Origin of the sequence: Chromobacterium sp. LK1 (assembly GCF_001043555.1) — a bacterium.
GTDB lineage: Bacteria > Pseudomonadota > Gammaproteobacteria > Burkholderiales > Chromobacteriaceae > Chromobacterium > Chromobacterium aquaticum.
Window position 1 is genome coordinate 1 of record NZ_LDUI01000006.1, and the last position, 13,025, is coordinate 13,025.

The window sequence follows — 13,025 nt, forward strand, 5'->3', positions numbered from 1 at the left end:
TGAGCTCGGTTTCAACGCCGTATCGCCGACGCGCAGCAGATCATAAACAGATTTAAGGCTGGTAGGCGAAGTAGACGTGGGTGTGAGCCGGTTTCAGATCCTTGAACAGGTCTTCCAGCCGCGGGTCGCCGAAGGTGGTGAGGCGTTCCCCGGCCAGCGACTGGCCGGCGCGGAAGAAGTACGGCCGGGTCTTGGCGCCGAACACGGTGACTTGCCACACCCAGGGGATGTCCGCGGTCCACAACTGCTGGCCGGCGCGGTTGATGCCGGCGCGGAACGGTTGCGGTTCGCTGATGGCGATGCGGTAGCCCATGCCGGCCGCCAGCCGGGTGAAATAAGGGATGGACAGGCCGCCGGTTTCAGCCAGCTTGGCCAGCACCGCCTGCTGGCGCTGCTGGTAGGGCGCGTCCGCCGGCGGGGCCAGCCCGCAGACGCGTTCCCAGTCCGGCAGCAGGCCTTCGGCCAGCAGCGGCGTGGTGGCGCCCACCAGTTGCCGCGCGCTGTTCTGCGTGCGGTCCAGCGCCGCGCCTTCGCTGCCCAGTTCGGCCAGCAGGCGCGGGCCGTCCGGGCTGTAGCTGGTGGGCGGCAGCAGCCGGGTCAGCAATTCGCTATGCGGGGTTTGCGGGTTCATTGCAGCCCCCTCACCGTGACTTTGCCCAGGCGCAGCCATTCCACGGTTTTCTCATTCACCGTCGGTTCGATATTGGTGGCCGGCGACAGCAGTTGGCGGTCCACCACGCCGGGCAGGTCGGAGATCAGCGCTTCCAGCCGGCTCTTGTACAGCTTGCTGCCGGGCGCGAGGCTGGAGAAGTGGGCGGCCAGCGCCTGGCGCAGCGGTTCGGTCAGCGCCTGCACCGTGGTGCCGTCCACCGCCAGCCCCACTTCGATGTCCACCGGCCGCGGCGTGGGCGCCAACACCAGGCAGTTCTTGGCGGTGACCGGGCGCAGGTCTTCGATATGGGCTTGCACCGCGGCCAGGGTATCGGCCGAGGGCAGGTTGTCCTGGGCGGTGATCACCACGTCCACGGTGCCGAGGCCGCGGCGCAGCGGGTAGACATAGGCGGCGGACACGCCGGGCACTTCCAGCGCCCAGCGGCGGTAGTCGTGGCGGTTGCCGCCGGCCGGCGGGCGGCGGATCAGTTCCAATAGCCGCGCCAGCAAGGCGGCGTCGTCTTCTTCGTCCACGCCGCCGTCCATGCTGACGAAGCTGACGCGGCTGGCCAGGCCGCTGGGCGCGGCCATCAGTTCGGCCACCGCGCCGGCCGGCCTGTTGCCGGCCAGACCGGGCAGGTCCGCCGCCACCGCCACGCTGCCCTGCCCGTCCGCGTCCAGCTGGCCGGCGGCCTGGGTGGTGTAGAGCTGCTCGCCCAGGCGCACTTTCAGGCCGGCGGCGAAGCTGGCGCCGGCATTGCCGCTCAGCTTGAGCTGCCCCTTGGCCGCCACCGGCGGCTTGCGGCTGAGGCCGCGCACGCGGGCATGCTGTTCCAGGTAGTCGCGGTCGGCGCTGTCCGGGAAGATCTGGCGGGCGATCCAGCTCTGGTGCTGGTACAAGCCTTCCACCGCGCTGGCGACCGAGCTGGCGCGCACGAAGAAGTCGCTGTCGGGGCCGACGTCGGCATCGGCGCGCAGGTTTTGCAGGTCGCGCAGCAGCGCGCCGCGTATGGTTTCAAAATCCGGGGTGGACAAAGGCATCAGGCTATCCTCACATGGTGTTGGAAATGTCGGGTCTGGCCGCCGGCTTCTTCCACTTCAACCAGCAGCAGCAGGCGGCCGCTGCCGGGGCGCTGCGCCTGCACGCCGACGCGGCGGGCGCGGCCGTCGCGCAATAGCGGCTGCAGGGCTTGTTCGGCGTACTGGCAGGCGATCAGGTCGATCTGGCTGGTGTCCTTGCTGCGCGACAACAGGTGCAGGCGCGAGCCGAGTTCGGGATCGGCCCACCAGCCGCCCAGCGGAGTCATCAGCCGCAGGTAGACGGCGTTGGCCAGGGTGTCGGTGGTGCCGCCGGCGTAGTCGCCGGTGATGGGGTCCAATAGAGGGTCCATGGCGTTATTTTCCGGGTTTGCAGGGGTTGGGGATAAGGGACGCGGGTCAGTGCCGGCAGGCGTTCAACAGCGCGATATCAACGGCGTTGTTGGCGAAAAGCTTGTGTTACAAAGGTGGACTGGTCGTACCGTGCACGCCGCTATGTTGGTGGCCCACCAGGCTCTTGCCGCCGGCCACCACGTCGCCGCTGACGGTGACGCCGCCCTGGATGGCCATGCCGCCATTGCCTTTGATCTGGCCCTGGGCCACCAGCTGCGCGCTGGTGCTGAGCGTGGGCGTGGTGAAGCTGGCCTGCTCGCTGGCGTTGACCTGCCAGTTCTTGCAGCGCAGGCTGAAGGTGTCGCATTCCACTTCGATCAGCCGGCCGCGCTTGAGCACGATCTTGCTGCCTTCGTCGCTGTACAAGGCCACTTCGCCGGGCTTGAGCTGTTTCAGCCGGTAGTTGCCATGCTCGGTGGCGATCACCACGCCGTGGCTGCTGCGCCCGCCCAGCGGCAGCACCACCGCCATGCTGCCCGGCGGCGGGTTGGCGCTGTAGCCGTAATGCTGGAACAGTTCCGCGTCCTGCAGCTGTTCGCCGGCCAGCGCGTCGGCCTGCACCGTCTGCACATCGCCGCTGCTGTCCACCCGGGTCAGCACCGCGCGGAAGCCTTGCCGCACATTGCTGAAGGCGCGGCGGATTCTTTGGTCTACGTCATTCCACATGGATTCAACCTTTCCGTTAGTTCTTGCGCATGACCGGCAGCCAGCGGCCGTCTTCTTTCAGCGTCAGCCGGGTGGTGCAGCCCTGCCCGCGCCCGCCGCTGAAGGTGCGCGCCATCAGGAAGTAAGTGCCGCCCTTGATGCCGTGCGGCTCGCTTTCCACCTGGATGCGCTGGCCGGGCTTCCACAGTTCGCCGGCGCTGTTGCGGTGGCCGGCGACGGTGGCGCTGAGGGTGTAGCCGGCCAGCCTGGCGTCGGCCAGTATCTTGTCGGCGCGCGCCGCCAGCTCCGCGACGTTGGCGGCGTCCGGCTCCACCATGATGCGCGGCTTGTGGTAGGGGACGTCCGGGTCCGCCGACTGGTGCTTGAGATCGTGGCGGCCCGGGGTCAAGGCCTGGCGATGGCCCTGGCCCAGCAGGGTCAGCTGCGAGTAGCGCGGCGCGTGGGAGCGGGTTTCGCTCAGGCTGAGCACATTATTGCCCTGGCCGTCGCGGCGCAGGATCAGCTTGGCCTTGGCCGGCGCGCTGTAGTCCGGGCCGCCCACCACCAGGGTGCCGTCCGGATCGAACCAGGCGGCCAGGCCATTGGCCGCGGCGGCGCGGTTGAGCACGTCCCAGGCGCTATTGCCCGGGTCCACGCTGATTTTCTCGATCTGGCCCTTGGCCTTGGCATCCACCCGCACCCGGCTGACGCCCAGCGGCTTGACCACGTTTTCCAACACGTCGCTCAGCGTCATGCCCTTGCCGGTGAACAGCGGCGCGCTGCAATCCAGCAGCATGCCGGCCAGGTCGCGCCCGGACAGCGTCAGCTGATGGCTGCCGGCGGCCACGCTGTGGCTGATGTCGTCCACCCGGCCTTGCAGCACGATGTCCGCGCCCACCAGCACCTTGACCTCGGCGCCCGGCGCCACGCTGGGCGGCATCTCGCCGCCGGGCAGGCCCAGCGACACCTGCCAGGCGTCGGCGGCCATCGCCAGGTCGGAATCGATGCTGTACTGGGTCCAATAGCGATGGGCCTTGCCGGCGATCTGCAGGCTGACTTCGTTTTTGTCCGGCGCGGGCTTAGCGGGCGTAGCCATGGATCAGCTCTCCTGCTTGCAGATGGTTGGGATGGGCCAGCTGCGGGTTCAGACGCAGCAGCTCGGTGGCGCGGCTGCTGTCGCCGTACCACAGATGGGCCAGCTGGCGCAGGTTGGCGGCGGACTCCACCTTGCGGGTGACGATGGGCGGCTTGGCGGCGATCAGGCTGGCGGCGCTGCGCTGCACTTGCAGGCCCAGGTCGCGCAGGCTTTCTATCACTTGGCGCGCGTCCTCGCCCGGCAGCGCCTTGCGCCATTGTTCTATCGTTTGTTGCAACGCGGCGCGCACGTCGCCGGCCACCTGCTCCAGCGCCACCGGCGTCAGCGTCGGTTGCGTGGCTTCGCCGTGGAACAGGCCGGCGGCGGCCTTGGCCAGCGAGGTGGAAGCGGTCAGCTTGAGCAGCGCGTCGATGCGGATTTCATCGGCGGTCCAGACTTCCAGCGCCTGGCCGGCCTGGTTCAAGGAGTCCGACGCGCGGCCGATCTTCTTGGACACGCCATTGAGCCGGTCGCGCATCGCGTTCCAGTCCGCCAGCGTGGCCTGCGGCCATTTCACCTCGGTTTCCCACGACAGGCCGGGCCAGACTTCCAGCTTGACGCCAAAACGCCAGCTGGCGATGTCGTCGACCAGCGAGGTGACTTCGCTGATGAAGGCCTGCGGATAGGCCAGCAGGTCCACCACTTGGGCGATGCCGCGCTGCGCCATGGACGCGAGCTGACGCACGGTGTCGTTCAGTTTCACCCGCAGCGTGCCCAGCCGGATCAAGGCGGTATTGGCGTTCTGCAACAGGCCCTGGGCCTTGGCGAAGGCTTCGCCGCCCAGGCTGCGCGCCTTGGCCGCCAAGGCGTCTATCGCTTCCACCTGCTGCAAGGGTTGCTGGCTGGCGAAGAAGGGATTGCCCGGCGTGGCTTCCACCCAGCTGGCTTCCACGGTGCAGGAGTCCGGCGCGTCGGCCTCGTGGCTGATCTGGTAATCCAGCAGCTGGGCCTTGGGCATGCTGCCGAACACCGGGTGGATCAGCTCGCCCGGCCCGGACTGGTCCAGCGCGGCGACGAAGTCGCGCAGCCGCTGCTGGTAATCTCGGCCCCAGAAGAACACGCTGAGCGACACCTTGCGCGCCTTGCGGCCCAGGTCCTCGACGTCGGCGCCGTCCAGGTAGGGGTATTCGTGCATTGCGTGGTCGCGCTGGGCGCTGTCCACGCTGCGCAGGCATTCAAAACGCACCCCGCGGAAACTGGCGTCCACCAGCGCGCCGGCGGCGGAACCGGCAAACAGACTGAGATTGAACATCAGCTTCTCCTTTGTTGTTGGCTATTGGCGGCGTTGACGGCGGCGACGATGTTGCCGTTTTGGACGTCGACGGTGATTTGAATGGGTTGGGACAACATGCTGCTGAGCTGGGACAGGGTGGCTTGGAGCTGACCAAGGACAATATTTATTTGCTCTGTTGGCAGTTGACTAGTTTCTGATAGCGCGTTCTTTTGGCTAGCGCTCTCGGAGCGGCCACTAGCTTCCGCAATATTAGGTTCTACCTTTTTAGGTTCTACCTTTTTAGGTTCTACCTTTTTAGGTTCTACCTTTTTAGGTTCTACCTTTTTAGGTTCTACCTTTTTAGGTTCTACCTTTTTAGGTTCTACCTTTTTAGGCTCTACCTTCTTAGGATCTGCCTTTTTAGGATCGATTCTGGGAGAACTGGCTTTCTTTGCCTTGTTTTTTTCTACCCCCTTAGTAAAAAACCCTTCAACATTGTTTACTAAAGAATCCACCCAACCCTCCTCCGCCTTTGTCGGAGGAACAGTATCAGCCGCCGCCCCTGGCCCGGCTTGACTTCCCTTCATTTTCCCAACAGCATACTCAGCCTGTTGTTGATAATTCTCACTCTCCATTACTTTGACTACAATTTTCTTCCCATCTTTTTTCCGCGTATATGAAAGCCCGGACATACCAGCAACATTGTATTTGTGCTCTTTATCATCCAGCTTCCCTATGTCTTTATAAATCTCAAAGGGGTTGCCGGTAATGCTGCTAACATCCTTATTTGCTCCCATGGAAAGATAGTCTGTCATTTTTTTCCCACTACCATCCACGGCGATTCGCTCACCATTAGATTTTAGGAAATTCCCTACTGAGCCCGCTCCGGCTAAGTGAGATGCAGCCAACAAACCACTCTCTGTGATAGTAATGCCCGCTACTTTCTTTCCAATATAATCTTTTAAATTCAAATTCGCCCTCTTCATCAGCCGCTGAAGAGTCTGCCAATTTAATTTAGTGTATTCTTTTAAAAATTCATCTTGCACCTGGCCATTTTTTAGCCAATCAGCTTTACTTTTAATATTATTCTTTCCAACCCAATTACCCTTGGCATCAACATAGCCAAGCTTCTTCCCAACAGCCGTAACTTCATTCCTACCAAACTGGTACTTCCCGGCATACCCTAATGTGTTAACTTTCCCAATTGCACCACCACCCTCGGCCTGCCACAAAGTAGCCCCATACGTGGTTTGGGCGGCAGCTTCCTGAAAGTGGCTTACCCCTTTGGCGTTTATTTTTTCAATACCTCCAACAAAAGGCATGCCCTTAGATTGAACCGTTCCCCCTCCTGCTTTTTCCTCTTTATTTTCTTGGCCCCAATACCCCAGAACCCCTTTGCTCAACTCAGTGGCTTTGTCAGCAATTGAGCTTACAATCTGAGTCACCCCACCTTCCGCTTCTTTAGTGGAGTTTGCGGTTGGTTTGGGGCCGTGATCTGGAAATGAAAACTTTCTTGGATCAGTGGAGGCATGGCCTTTTTTAATCGTCCCATCACCCGATTTTCTATCTTCCAAAATTTCAAAGTGGACATGGTTGCCTTTACTTCTATTCCCTGTATTACCCACCGGCCCGACTGACTGCCCCTTTTTAACTGTATCGCCCACTTTCAACGGCGATGGCTTCTGCATATGGGCATAAAGTGTCTGAACGACTTTACCATTCAAGTTGTGCTCAAGAATTACGGTATTGCCGTAACCATTCATATTGCCTTTAAAAACGACCTTCCCAGCCTCGGCAGCGGGTATATCTGTTCCTGCGGGAGCCGCCCAATCTTGGCCACGGTGTGCTTCATGCTTCCCTGTCACAGGATGTTTTCTATCGGGCGACCATTCGCTGGAAACTCGGAATTTTTTACCAGGGTTATATGTAGTCATACCATTTCCTTTGGGCATGCAGATGGCTCACCCGTTTAAGGGCGAGCCATTCAACTAATTAATTACTCCATTACTTTACGCAGCGACAGCAGCTTGATATCGCGGCGCGCTTCGCTTTCCACGCCGTATTTCTCGCCCACTTCCAGCGTGAAGCAGTCCAGGTAGCTGGTGCGCTTGCCGCCCGGCGCCACCGGGAATTCGGTCAACTTGGCGCCTTCGATCGCTTCCCAATCCAGTTCGCCGGACAGCGGGATGGAGACGGTGACGGACAGCTCGTATTCCGAGATGCCGCGCGCGAAACCGCGGGCGCGGCCGCTGCTGTTCATGGTTTTCACCAGCTTGCGGCCGGTCTTGCTGCTGACGTTGAGGTCGATGACGTCGATTTCCTGGCCGTTGACTTCCAGTACGATCGAACCTGCGTATTCTTTCAAAGCCATGTGAATGTCCTTTTCGGTTTCATGTGGGCGGCCCGGCCGGTTTGACAGCGGGCCGCCGGATCAAGCGTTAACGGGGAAAACTAGGCCCACTCGGGTAAGCGCGTTGGGGCAAGGCGGCACCCCGCGTGTTTACCCATTGCCGCTTACAGCAGCAGATCGATACGGCCGGCGAACACATGCAGGCCGTTGACCACGTCCACCGGGATCTTGGCGTCCAGACGGTTCACGTCTTGCGCGTCGCGCTCAACGATCAGGCCGTCCTTGTTGGCGTCCACCGCTTCGATGATTTCCAGTTCTTCCAGCTTGTAGAGCACGTCCAGCAGTTCGGAACGGACCTTGGACGGGGTGCGGTCGGACAGCTTTTCGCGCGGGAAGCGCAGCGCCACGCGCTCGCGGCAGGCGCGGCGCACGTAGTCCAGGGTGCGGATGGTGGTCAGATCCAGCAGCGATACGTCGTCCACACCCTGCGCGTCCTTGGTGTAGGTGCTGATGGAGCGCACGATCTGCACGCGTTCGCCCGGGCCCACTTCCAGCGGGGTCACGCCGTTGTAGAGGGCGTTTTCCTGCTCGGTGCGGCTGGTACGGGTGGCCAGTTCCACCACGTCCAGGCCTTTGAGTTCCAGGGTGTTCAGCGGACGGGCCGGATCTTCCTCGCTGGCGATCACCGCGGCGTAAGCGGCGGCCAGTTCGCCCGGCAGCTTGGCGGAGCCGCGATACCAGGCGGCGCTGACGCGGCCGCTGGCCAGTTTGGACGCGATGGCGCTGACTTCTGCCAGCGCGCCGACGGCGCCGACCACGCCGATGGCGCCGCGTTGCTCCATCGGGCCGGACACGAAGTCCAGGTGGGTGCGCAGCGCGGTGAAGGCGGTGTCGTTGTTGAACGGGTTGACCACGATGTGGTGGCCGCCGCTAACCACGGCCGCCAGCGCCGGAGCGATGTCCGGATCGGCGGCGCCGCCCTTCATCGCGGCCACGGTGATGCCGAGGCCGGCGATCTGTTCCTGCGCTTTCAGCACGATGGCGTTGCCTGCCGCGCCCTTGTGGCGGGCGGTCAGGGTCAGCACTTCCTTGGCGGCGGCGGCGGTCACCGGCAGGTCAGCCAGCTTGTCGACGGCGGCCTTGGCGGCGGCGGCGATCTTGGCGGCGTCGTCGCCGGCGGTCACGGCCACGTCGATGCGGCGGCCGCCGATGAACAGGCTGGCCACGCCGGCGCCGGTGGCCGGGCCGGTGAAGGTGAAGGAGCCGGCGGCGGCGGCGGCGCTGTCCGCGTCGTCAACCGCGATCACGCTGAGTTGCAGATAGGGGTTGGCGTTGATGGCGGCGCGAGCCAGCAGATGGGCATAGGAGCCGCGGCCGAAGGCCTGGGCGGCCTGCTCGTCGCTGAACACGTCCAGCGCGGCCAGAGCCGGCTGGGCCGCATCGGCGAAGCGCTGGCCGATCACCAGCACGCGCTGCGGGTTGCCCGGCAGGGTGCGCACTGCCAGCTTGGTGTTGAACTCGAAGTATTTGCCCGGTTTGCGGATGGATGCCGGGATCTGGTCGAAGCTGATGTTGGGGCTGGCCATAGAATATGGGCTCCTGGTTGATGCGGTTGGGGAAAGGCGCCGCGCCGGACGGCGCGGCGGGATACTGCGGAAAAATCAGGCGGATGGCGGCTGCTTGACCACGTCCTGGGCCTTAACGCCCGGCTTGCCGTCCAGGCTGTAGTCCAGGCGAGTGCTGCGCCATTCGGCGGCGGGGCCTTCCAGACGGCCGCCGAAGCGGGCGAATACTTGGTCGGGATCGGCCTCGCCCTGCGGCGACGGCCAGTGGCCGTTGTCCAGCGCCTCGTCCAGCCAATGGCAGGAGAAGTCGCAAGCCACCAGGCTCCACGGCTGGCCGTCGCGCTGAGCCTGGCCCAGCGGCCGTACTTGCTCGGGCATCAGCGGCGACACCGCCAGGCCGAAGTCCTGGGCCGACAGCAAACGGCGCACCGCGTAGACCAGCTGCCAGACACCGGCGCCGGCATAGCCGTGATCCGCCTGCAGCCGATCACCGACGATGACGGTGAAGCGCGCCTGCGCCTTGTAGCGCTGGCGCAGGCTGGCCGAGGGCTGGCAGGCGCTGATGCCGCCGGCCACGGTCCACAACGCCGGCAGCCGCGCCAAGGCCTGCGGATTCAGGCCGGGGCTGCCCGCCGCCGGCGTCAGCCGGCTCTGGAACGAACCTTGCGCGAGGTCCAGACCGCACAAACCGGTTTCGTCCAGATCGGCCGCCACTTCGCGCACCATGCGGCCCAGGCCCTGGCGCAGGCGATCGGCGATGGCGTCTTGCACTTGGATCAGCAGGGACATGATTTCCTCAATGATTCAGCGGTTTATCGATATGGCTATTGTCGCGCGCCCACGGTTTTGGGCTTAGCTGAGCGATGTCAGTGGGGCTTGCGGCCGCGGGCGCGGCCGGCGGGGATCAGGCCTTGATGCAGGCCAGCAGGGCGAGGTTGCGAGGGCGGGCGGCGCCGACCGAGCTAAGGTAATTGCTCAACACGCCCTTGACGCCGGTGACATAGTGCATTTCCAGGCCGGGGTAGCCGGCCAGGTCCGGGACATCCGCGCCGAAGGCGGCGGTGCCGGCGGCCGCCTGCCCAGTGCCGACGTTGGTGCTGATGTTGTACAGCTCGTTGTCGCTGAAATACTCGTTGGCGGCGACCAGCGTGCCTTTCTGAGCGCTGCCAAGCTTGCGAGCCGGGTCCACGCCGCGGCCGTCGTCCCAGCCGCGGATGAACTCGCCGCGCAGGTCGGGCAGTTGAAACTGTTCGCTGTTTTCCGGGCGGGACGAGCCGGTTTGTTCACCCGGCGGAGTGAACTCGGCTTGGTAGCGGCACTTCTTGGAGATCATCCAATCCTGGAAGTAGCCGCCGGCGGAATCGGCGTAAATCGGATCGTGTCCATCCACCGAGAACACAATGGTGTTGTCCGGAATATTGACCTTCAGCTCGGTTTTCAGACTCCACACCAGCTTGCCGTCGACAAACAGTCGATAGGTCGTTCCGTCGTAACACAGCGCGATGTGATACCAGCGGGGCTCAGGAAAGGCATTGGCCTGCCCCTGAACGCCTTCACAAATAAAACCGGAGCCGGGACCGGCCAGCCAAACCATCGGCGCCTTGGTCTGCGAGTGGATGCCAAGGCCGATCTCGCCCCAGGGTGCCGAAGCGTTCATGCCAAAAACCCAATTGGGGTGACCCGTAAACATCGGGTAATGCCAGCCCTCGATGGTGAACGCCTCCGGGTTGAACTTGCTTTGCATCGTGAAGCGGGCGTAGCTGCCCTTGGCCTTGGTCTGCAGGCTGGTCTTGCCAAATTTGCTTTGTTCGGAACTCAGGTTCGCGGTACCAACCAGCACGGCTTCCTTGCCGCTGATCAGGTCGATCAGCTTGTTACGATCATCAAACTTGAGCAGTGCCTGGATATCGGCATCCATTTCCTTGTTGGCGAACATATCGCCAATTGCCTGGTACAAGGACGGATATTGCTGTTTGGACACCAGGGAGCCATCCGCCTTGAGCCAACCCGCGGGCGCATCCTTACGGGCGAAGTATTGGATGGCCCCGCTGGGAAGAGCCCCCGTGGACGAGCCTCCATCGCATGAAACATCGCTACCACAACACTGGTTCATTTCGATACGCACTGGATTGGCCTCAGTTTGTCCCAAGACATTGACCTGAAATTGCGGTTTGATACAGACCGTCGTTTGCGACATCTGGATTCCTTTCACAAGGTTTGGAAGGGGGGAAATTCGACGCTGCGCCGGAGGCGGGCGGATGAAACGGCGGGCCGCCGCTCAGTGCAGCAGCCGCTTGAGGAATTCGCCCAGCAGCGTCACCGCCAGCGCGGACACCGCGCCGGACAAGGCGCCGCTGCGCGCGGCCTGGACTTCGACGTCGCGCAGGCGGCTGTCCAGTTCTTCCAGTTTTTTGTCTTGTTTGGCGAGATGGGCAACGATCATGTCCAGCTTGCCCTCTATGCGGCCCAAGGCCATCAGATTGTCATGTTCCACGTGAAACCCGCCTTTCAGCCTTCGGCCAGTTGTTGGCAGATCACGCAGCGGGTGCAGCTGGGCATCACTGTCCGGCGCGCGGACGGAATGGGGTCGCCGCAATCCTCGCAGTGGCTGTAGCCCGTCTGCTCGCTCTGCTGGTAATGGCGGGCAATCGCTTGCTCGCGGAACTCGGTTTCCAGTTCGCTGGCCCGGTCGAAAAAGTCGCTCATGGTTGTGGTCCTTCGGTTGAAAACAGCCCGCCGAGCGTTGTCAGCCTTTGTTCGAGCTGCTGACACCAGGCGCCGTAGTCGGCGGCATGGGCCAGGAGGTCTGCTGCCGGTAACCCGGCATCGGCGGCGGGGGTTTGATGGGAATCTGCAGTAGATACGGCGTCGGCTGCGGGCACTGCGGCGGCGGGATAGCCGAGGATTTGCCGGTAGAGGCGCAGGCTGTCAGGGCCAAGGCCGCCGTAACGGCCGCCATCCTGTTGCACGACATATTCGATCCTTTGTTTTTGGGCTTGCAGCCTTTGCTGCGCATCCTGTTGCTGACGCAGCAAGCGGCTCTCCTGCTCGCCGACCAGCTGCTGTAAGCGCCGTTGTTGCTGCAAGGCGGCCTGTAGTTGCCGCTGCGCCTGTTCGGCTTGCTCGGCCTGGCGGCGCTGCTCCGCCGCCTGCTGTTCCGCCAGCCGCGCGCGCCAGCTGTCCGCGCCGTGGCGCAGGCCCAGCGGATACACGATGCCGGCCGCCAGCAAGGGCGGCAGCAGCCAGGCGCCCAGCCGCGGCCAGGTTGGCAGCGGCGCCATTAGCGGCCGCCCCGGTCGCGCCAGGCGGCGATCAGACGCAAGCCGGCGGAGTAGCCACCGACGATGCCGAGGTAGATCAGCCAGATCTCCGCGTCCAGGGTGCCGCGCAGCCCTTCCACCACGAACAGCAGCGTGGCTGCGGCGCAGGCGATATTGGCCCATAGCCGGGAGTGGCTCAGGCGGCGGCCGCCGGGCCGGGTCATCAAGTCGGACAGACGCATCACTTTTTCTCCTTGTCGAGGTCGGTCGAATTCAGCTCAAAGTGGGGAAACTCGCGGAACGGCGCATCCGGGCGGCCATACCAGTTCAGGCCCAGCGCGGCGCCGATCTCGCCCATCAGCTGCCAGTGCGGGTGATGGGCGTCCCAGACTGGCTTGCCGCCGATCAGCGGCACCACGTCGAAGGCCAGCGCCGCCGGGCTGCCGTGCCGCATGGCGTTGTGCGCGGACTGGCCGGCGCGCGCATTGGTGACCTTGGGCCCGGGCCGGCTGCGGCCTTGCGCGTACAGCGCGTCCTGCTCCGCGCCGGAGCGCCAGGTGCAGGTGATCAGCGCCTCCACGCCGGCATCGCGGCAGCGCCGGACGAATGCTTCGGCCAGGGGTTGCAGCTGCGGGTGCAGGTCGGAAATAGCTCTACTGGCCATGAATGCTCCTTGCTGTTGACGAAAAGTGCGGGGCTCCGCGTCCGGCCCGCGACGCGCGCAGCCCTGCCAGGCTGAGACGCGCCGCTGTTGCGGGTCCGGCGAGAATCGAAC

At 63.8% G+C, this 13,025-nt stretch carries 16 protein-coding genes; all 16 read right to left on the minus strand.

Going from position 1 to position 13,025, the window contains the following annotated elements; all coding sequences use genetic code 11:
* Positions 1–52 precede the first annotated feature (52 nt).
* Positions 53–631, minus strand: a complete 579-nt coding sequence (locus tag VI26_RS03895) for a YmfQ family protein (protein WP_048408447.1) — start codon at positions 629–631, stop codon at positions 53–55.
* On the minus strand, positions 628–1,692 hold the full coding sequence (locus tag VI26_RS03900; protein ID WP_048408448.1) for a baseplate J/gp47 family protein: 1,065 nt from the start codon (positions 1,690–1,692) through the stop codon (positions 628–630). Before VI26_RS03900 ends, VI26_RS03895 begins: the two co-directional genes overlap by 4 nt.
* Positions 1,692–2,042: a phage GP46 family protein gene (locus VI26_RS03905; protein WP_048408449.1), complete on the minus strand. Its 351-nt coding sequence runs from the start codon at positions 2,040–2,042 to the stop codon at positions 1,692–1,694. The genes VI26_RS03900 and VI26_RS03905 overlap by 1 nt, the downstream gene beginning before the upstream one ends.
* A 106-nt stretch (positions 2,043–2,148) precedes the next feature.
* The gene (locus VI26_RS03910) at positions 2,149–2,748 is read right to left on the minus strand and encodes a phage baseplate assembly protein V (RefSeq protein WP_048408450.1); all 600 of its coding nucleotides are present in this window, start codon (positions 2,746–2,748) and stop codon (positions 2,149–2,151) included.
* 16 nt (positions 2,749–2,764) lie between these two features.
* Positions 2,765–3,823 carry a phage baseplate assembly protein gene (locus tag VI26_RS03915; protein ID WP_048408451.1) on the minus strand — a complete coding sequence of 353 codons (1,059 nt, stop codon included), beginning with the start codon at positions 3,821–3,823 and terminating at the stop codon, positions 2,765–2,767.
* Positions 3,807–5,114 (minus strand): DNA circularization protein, encoded by a 1,308-nt coding sequence (locus tag VI26_RS03920; RefSeq protein WP_048408452.1) that lies wholly within the window; start codon positions 5,112–5,114, stop codon positions 3,807–3,809. The genes VI26_RS03915 and VI26_RS03920 overlap by 17 nt, the downstream gene beginning before the upstream one ends.
* Positions 5,114–7,009 carry a M23 family metallopeptidase gene (locus tag VI26_RS23590; RefSeq protein ID WP_197081373.1) on the minus strand — a complete coding sequence of 632 codons (1,896 nt, stop codon included), beginning with the start codon at positions 7,007–7,009 and terminating at the stop codon, positions 5,114–5,116. Before VI26_RS23590 ends, VI26_RS03920 begins: the two co-directional genes overlap by 1 nt.
* A 62-nt stretch (positions 7,010–7,071) precedes the next feature.
* Positions 7,072–7,446 (minus strand): hypothetical protein, encoded by a 375-nt coding sequence (locus VI26_RS03930; protein WP_048408454.1) that lies wholly within the window; start codon positions 7,444–7,446, stop codon positions 7,072–7,074.
* Between the two features lie 143 nt (positions 7,447–7,589).
* Positions 7,590–9,011 carry a phage tail sheath C-terminal domain-containing protein gene (locus VI26_RS03935; RefSeq protein WP_048408455.1) on the minus strand — a complete coding sequence of 474 codons (1,422 nt, stop codon included), beginning with the start codon at positions 9,009–9,011 and terminating at the stop codon, positions 7,590–7,592.
* A gap of 75 nt (positions 9,012–9,086) precedes the next feature.
* On the minus strand, positions 9,087–9,779 hold the full coding sequence (locus tag VI26_RS03940) for a DUF1834 family protein (RefSeq protein ID WP_048408456.1): 693 nt from the start codon (positions 9,777–9,779) through the stop codon (positions 9,087–9,089).
* A 115-nt stretch (positions 9,780–9,894) separates the two neighbouring features.
* Complete coding sequence (locus VI26_RS24780) at positions 9,895–11,187, minus strand: tail fiber protein (protein WP_082150872.1); 1,293 nt, start codon at positions 11,185–11,187, stop codon at positions 9,895–9,897.
* Positions 11,188–11,268: 81 nt separating this feature from the next.
* On the minus strand, positions 11,269–11,484 hold the full coding sequence (locus VI26_RS03950; RefSeq protein WP_048408457.1) for a hypothetical protein: 216 nt from the start codon (positions 11,482–11,484) through the stop codon (positions 11,269–11,271).
* 14 nt (positions 11,485–11,498) lie between these two features.
* Positions 11,499–11,696, minus strand: coding sequence for a TraR/DksA family transcriptional regulator (locus tag VI26_RS03955; protein WP_048408458.1), 198 nt, complete (start codon positions 11,694–11,696; stop codon positions 11,499–11,501).
* The gene (locus tag VI26_RS23085; RefSeq protein ID WP_053074210.1) at positions 11,693–12,271 is read right to left on the minus strand and encodes a hypothetical protein; all 579 of its coding nucleotides are present in this window, start codon (positions 12,269–12,271) and stop codon (positions 11,693–11,695) included. Before VI26_RS23085 ends, VI26_RS03955 begins: the two co-directional genes overlap by 4 nt.
* Entirely contained in the window at positions 12,271–12,492 is a 222-nt protein-coding gene (locus tag VI26_RS03965) for a hypothetical protein (RefSeq protein ID WP_048408459.1), read from the minus strand. Before VI26_RS03965 ends, VI26_RS23085 begins: the two co-directional genes overlap by 1 nt.
* A complete protein-coding gene (locus VI26_RS03970; RefSeq protein ID WP_048408460.1) occupies positions 12,492–12,914 on the minus strand; it encodes a M15 family metallopeptidase in 423 nt (140 codons plus the stop codon). The genes VI26_RS03965 and VI26_RS03970 overlap by 1 nt, the downstream gene beginning before the upstream one ends.
* Positions 12,915–13,025 lie beyond the last annotated feature (111 nt).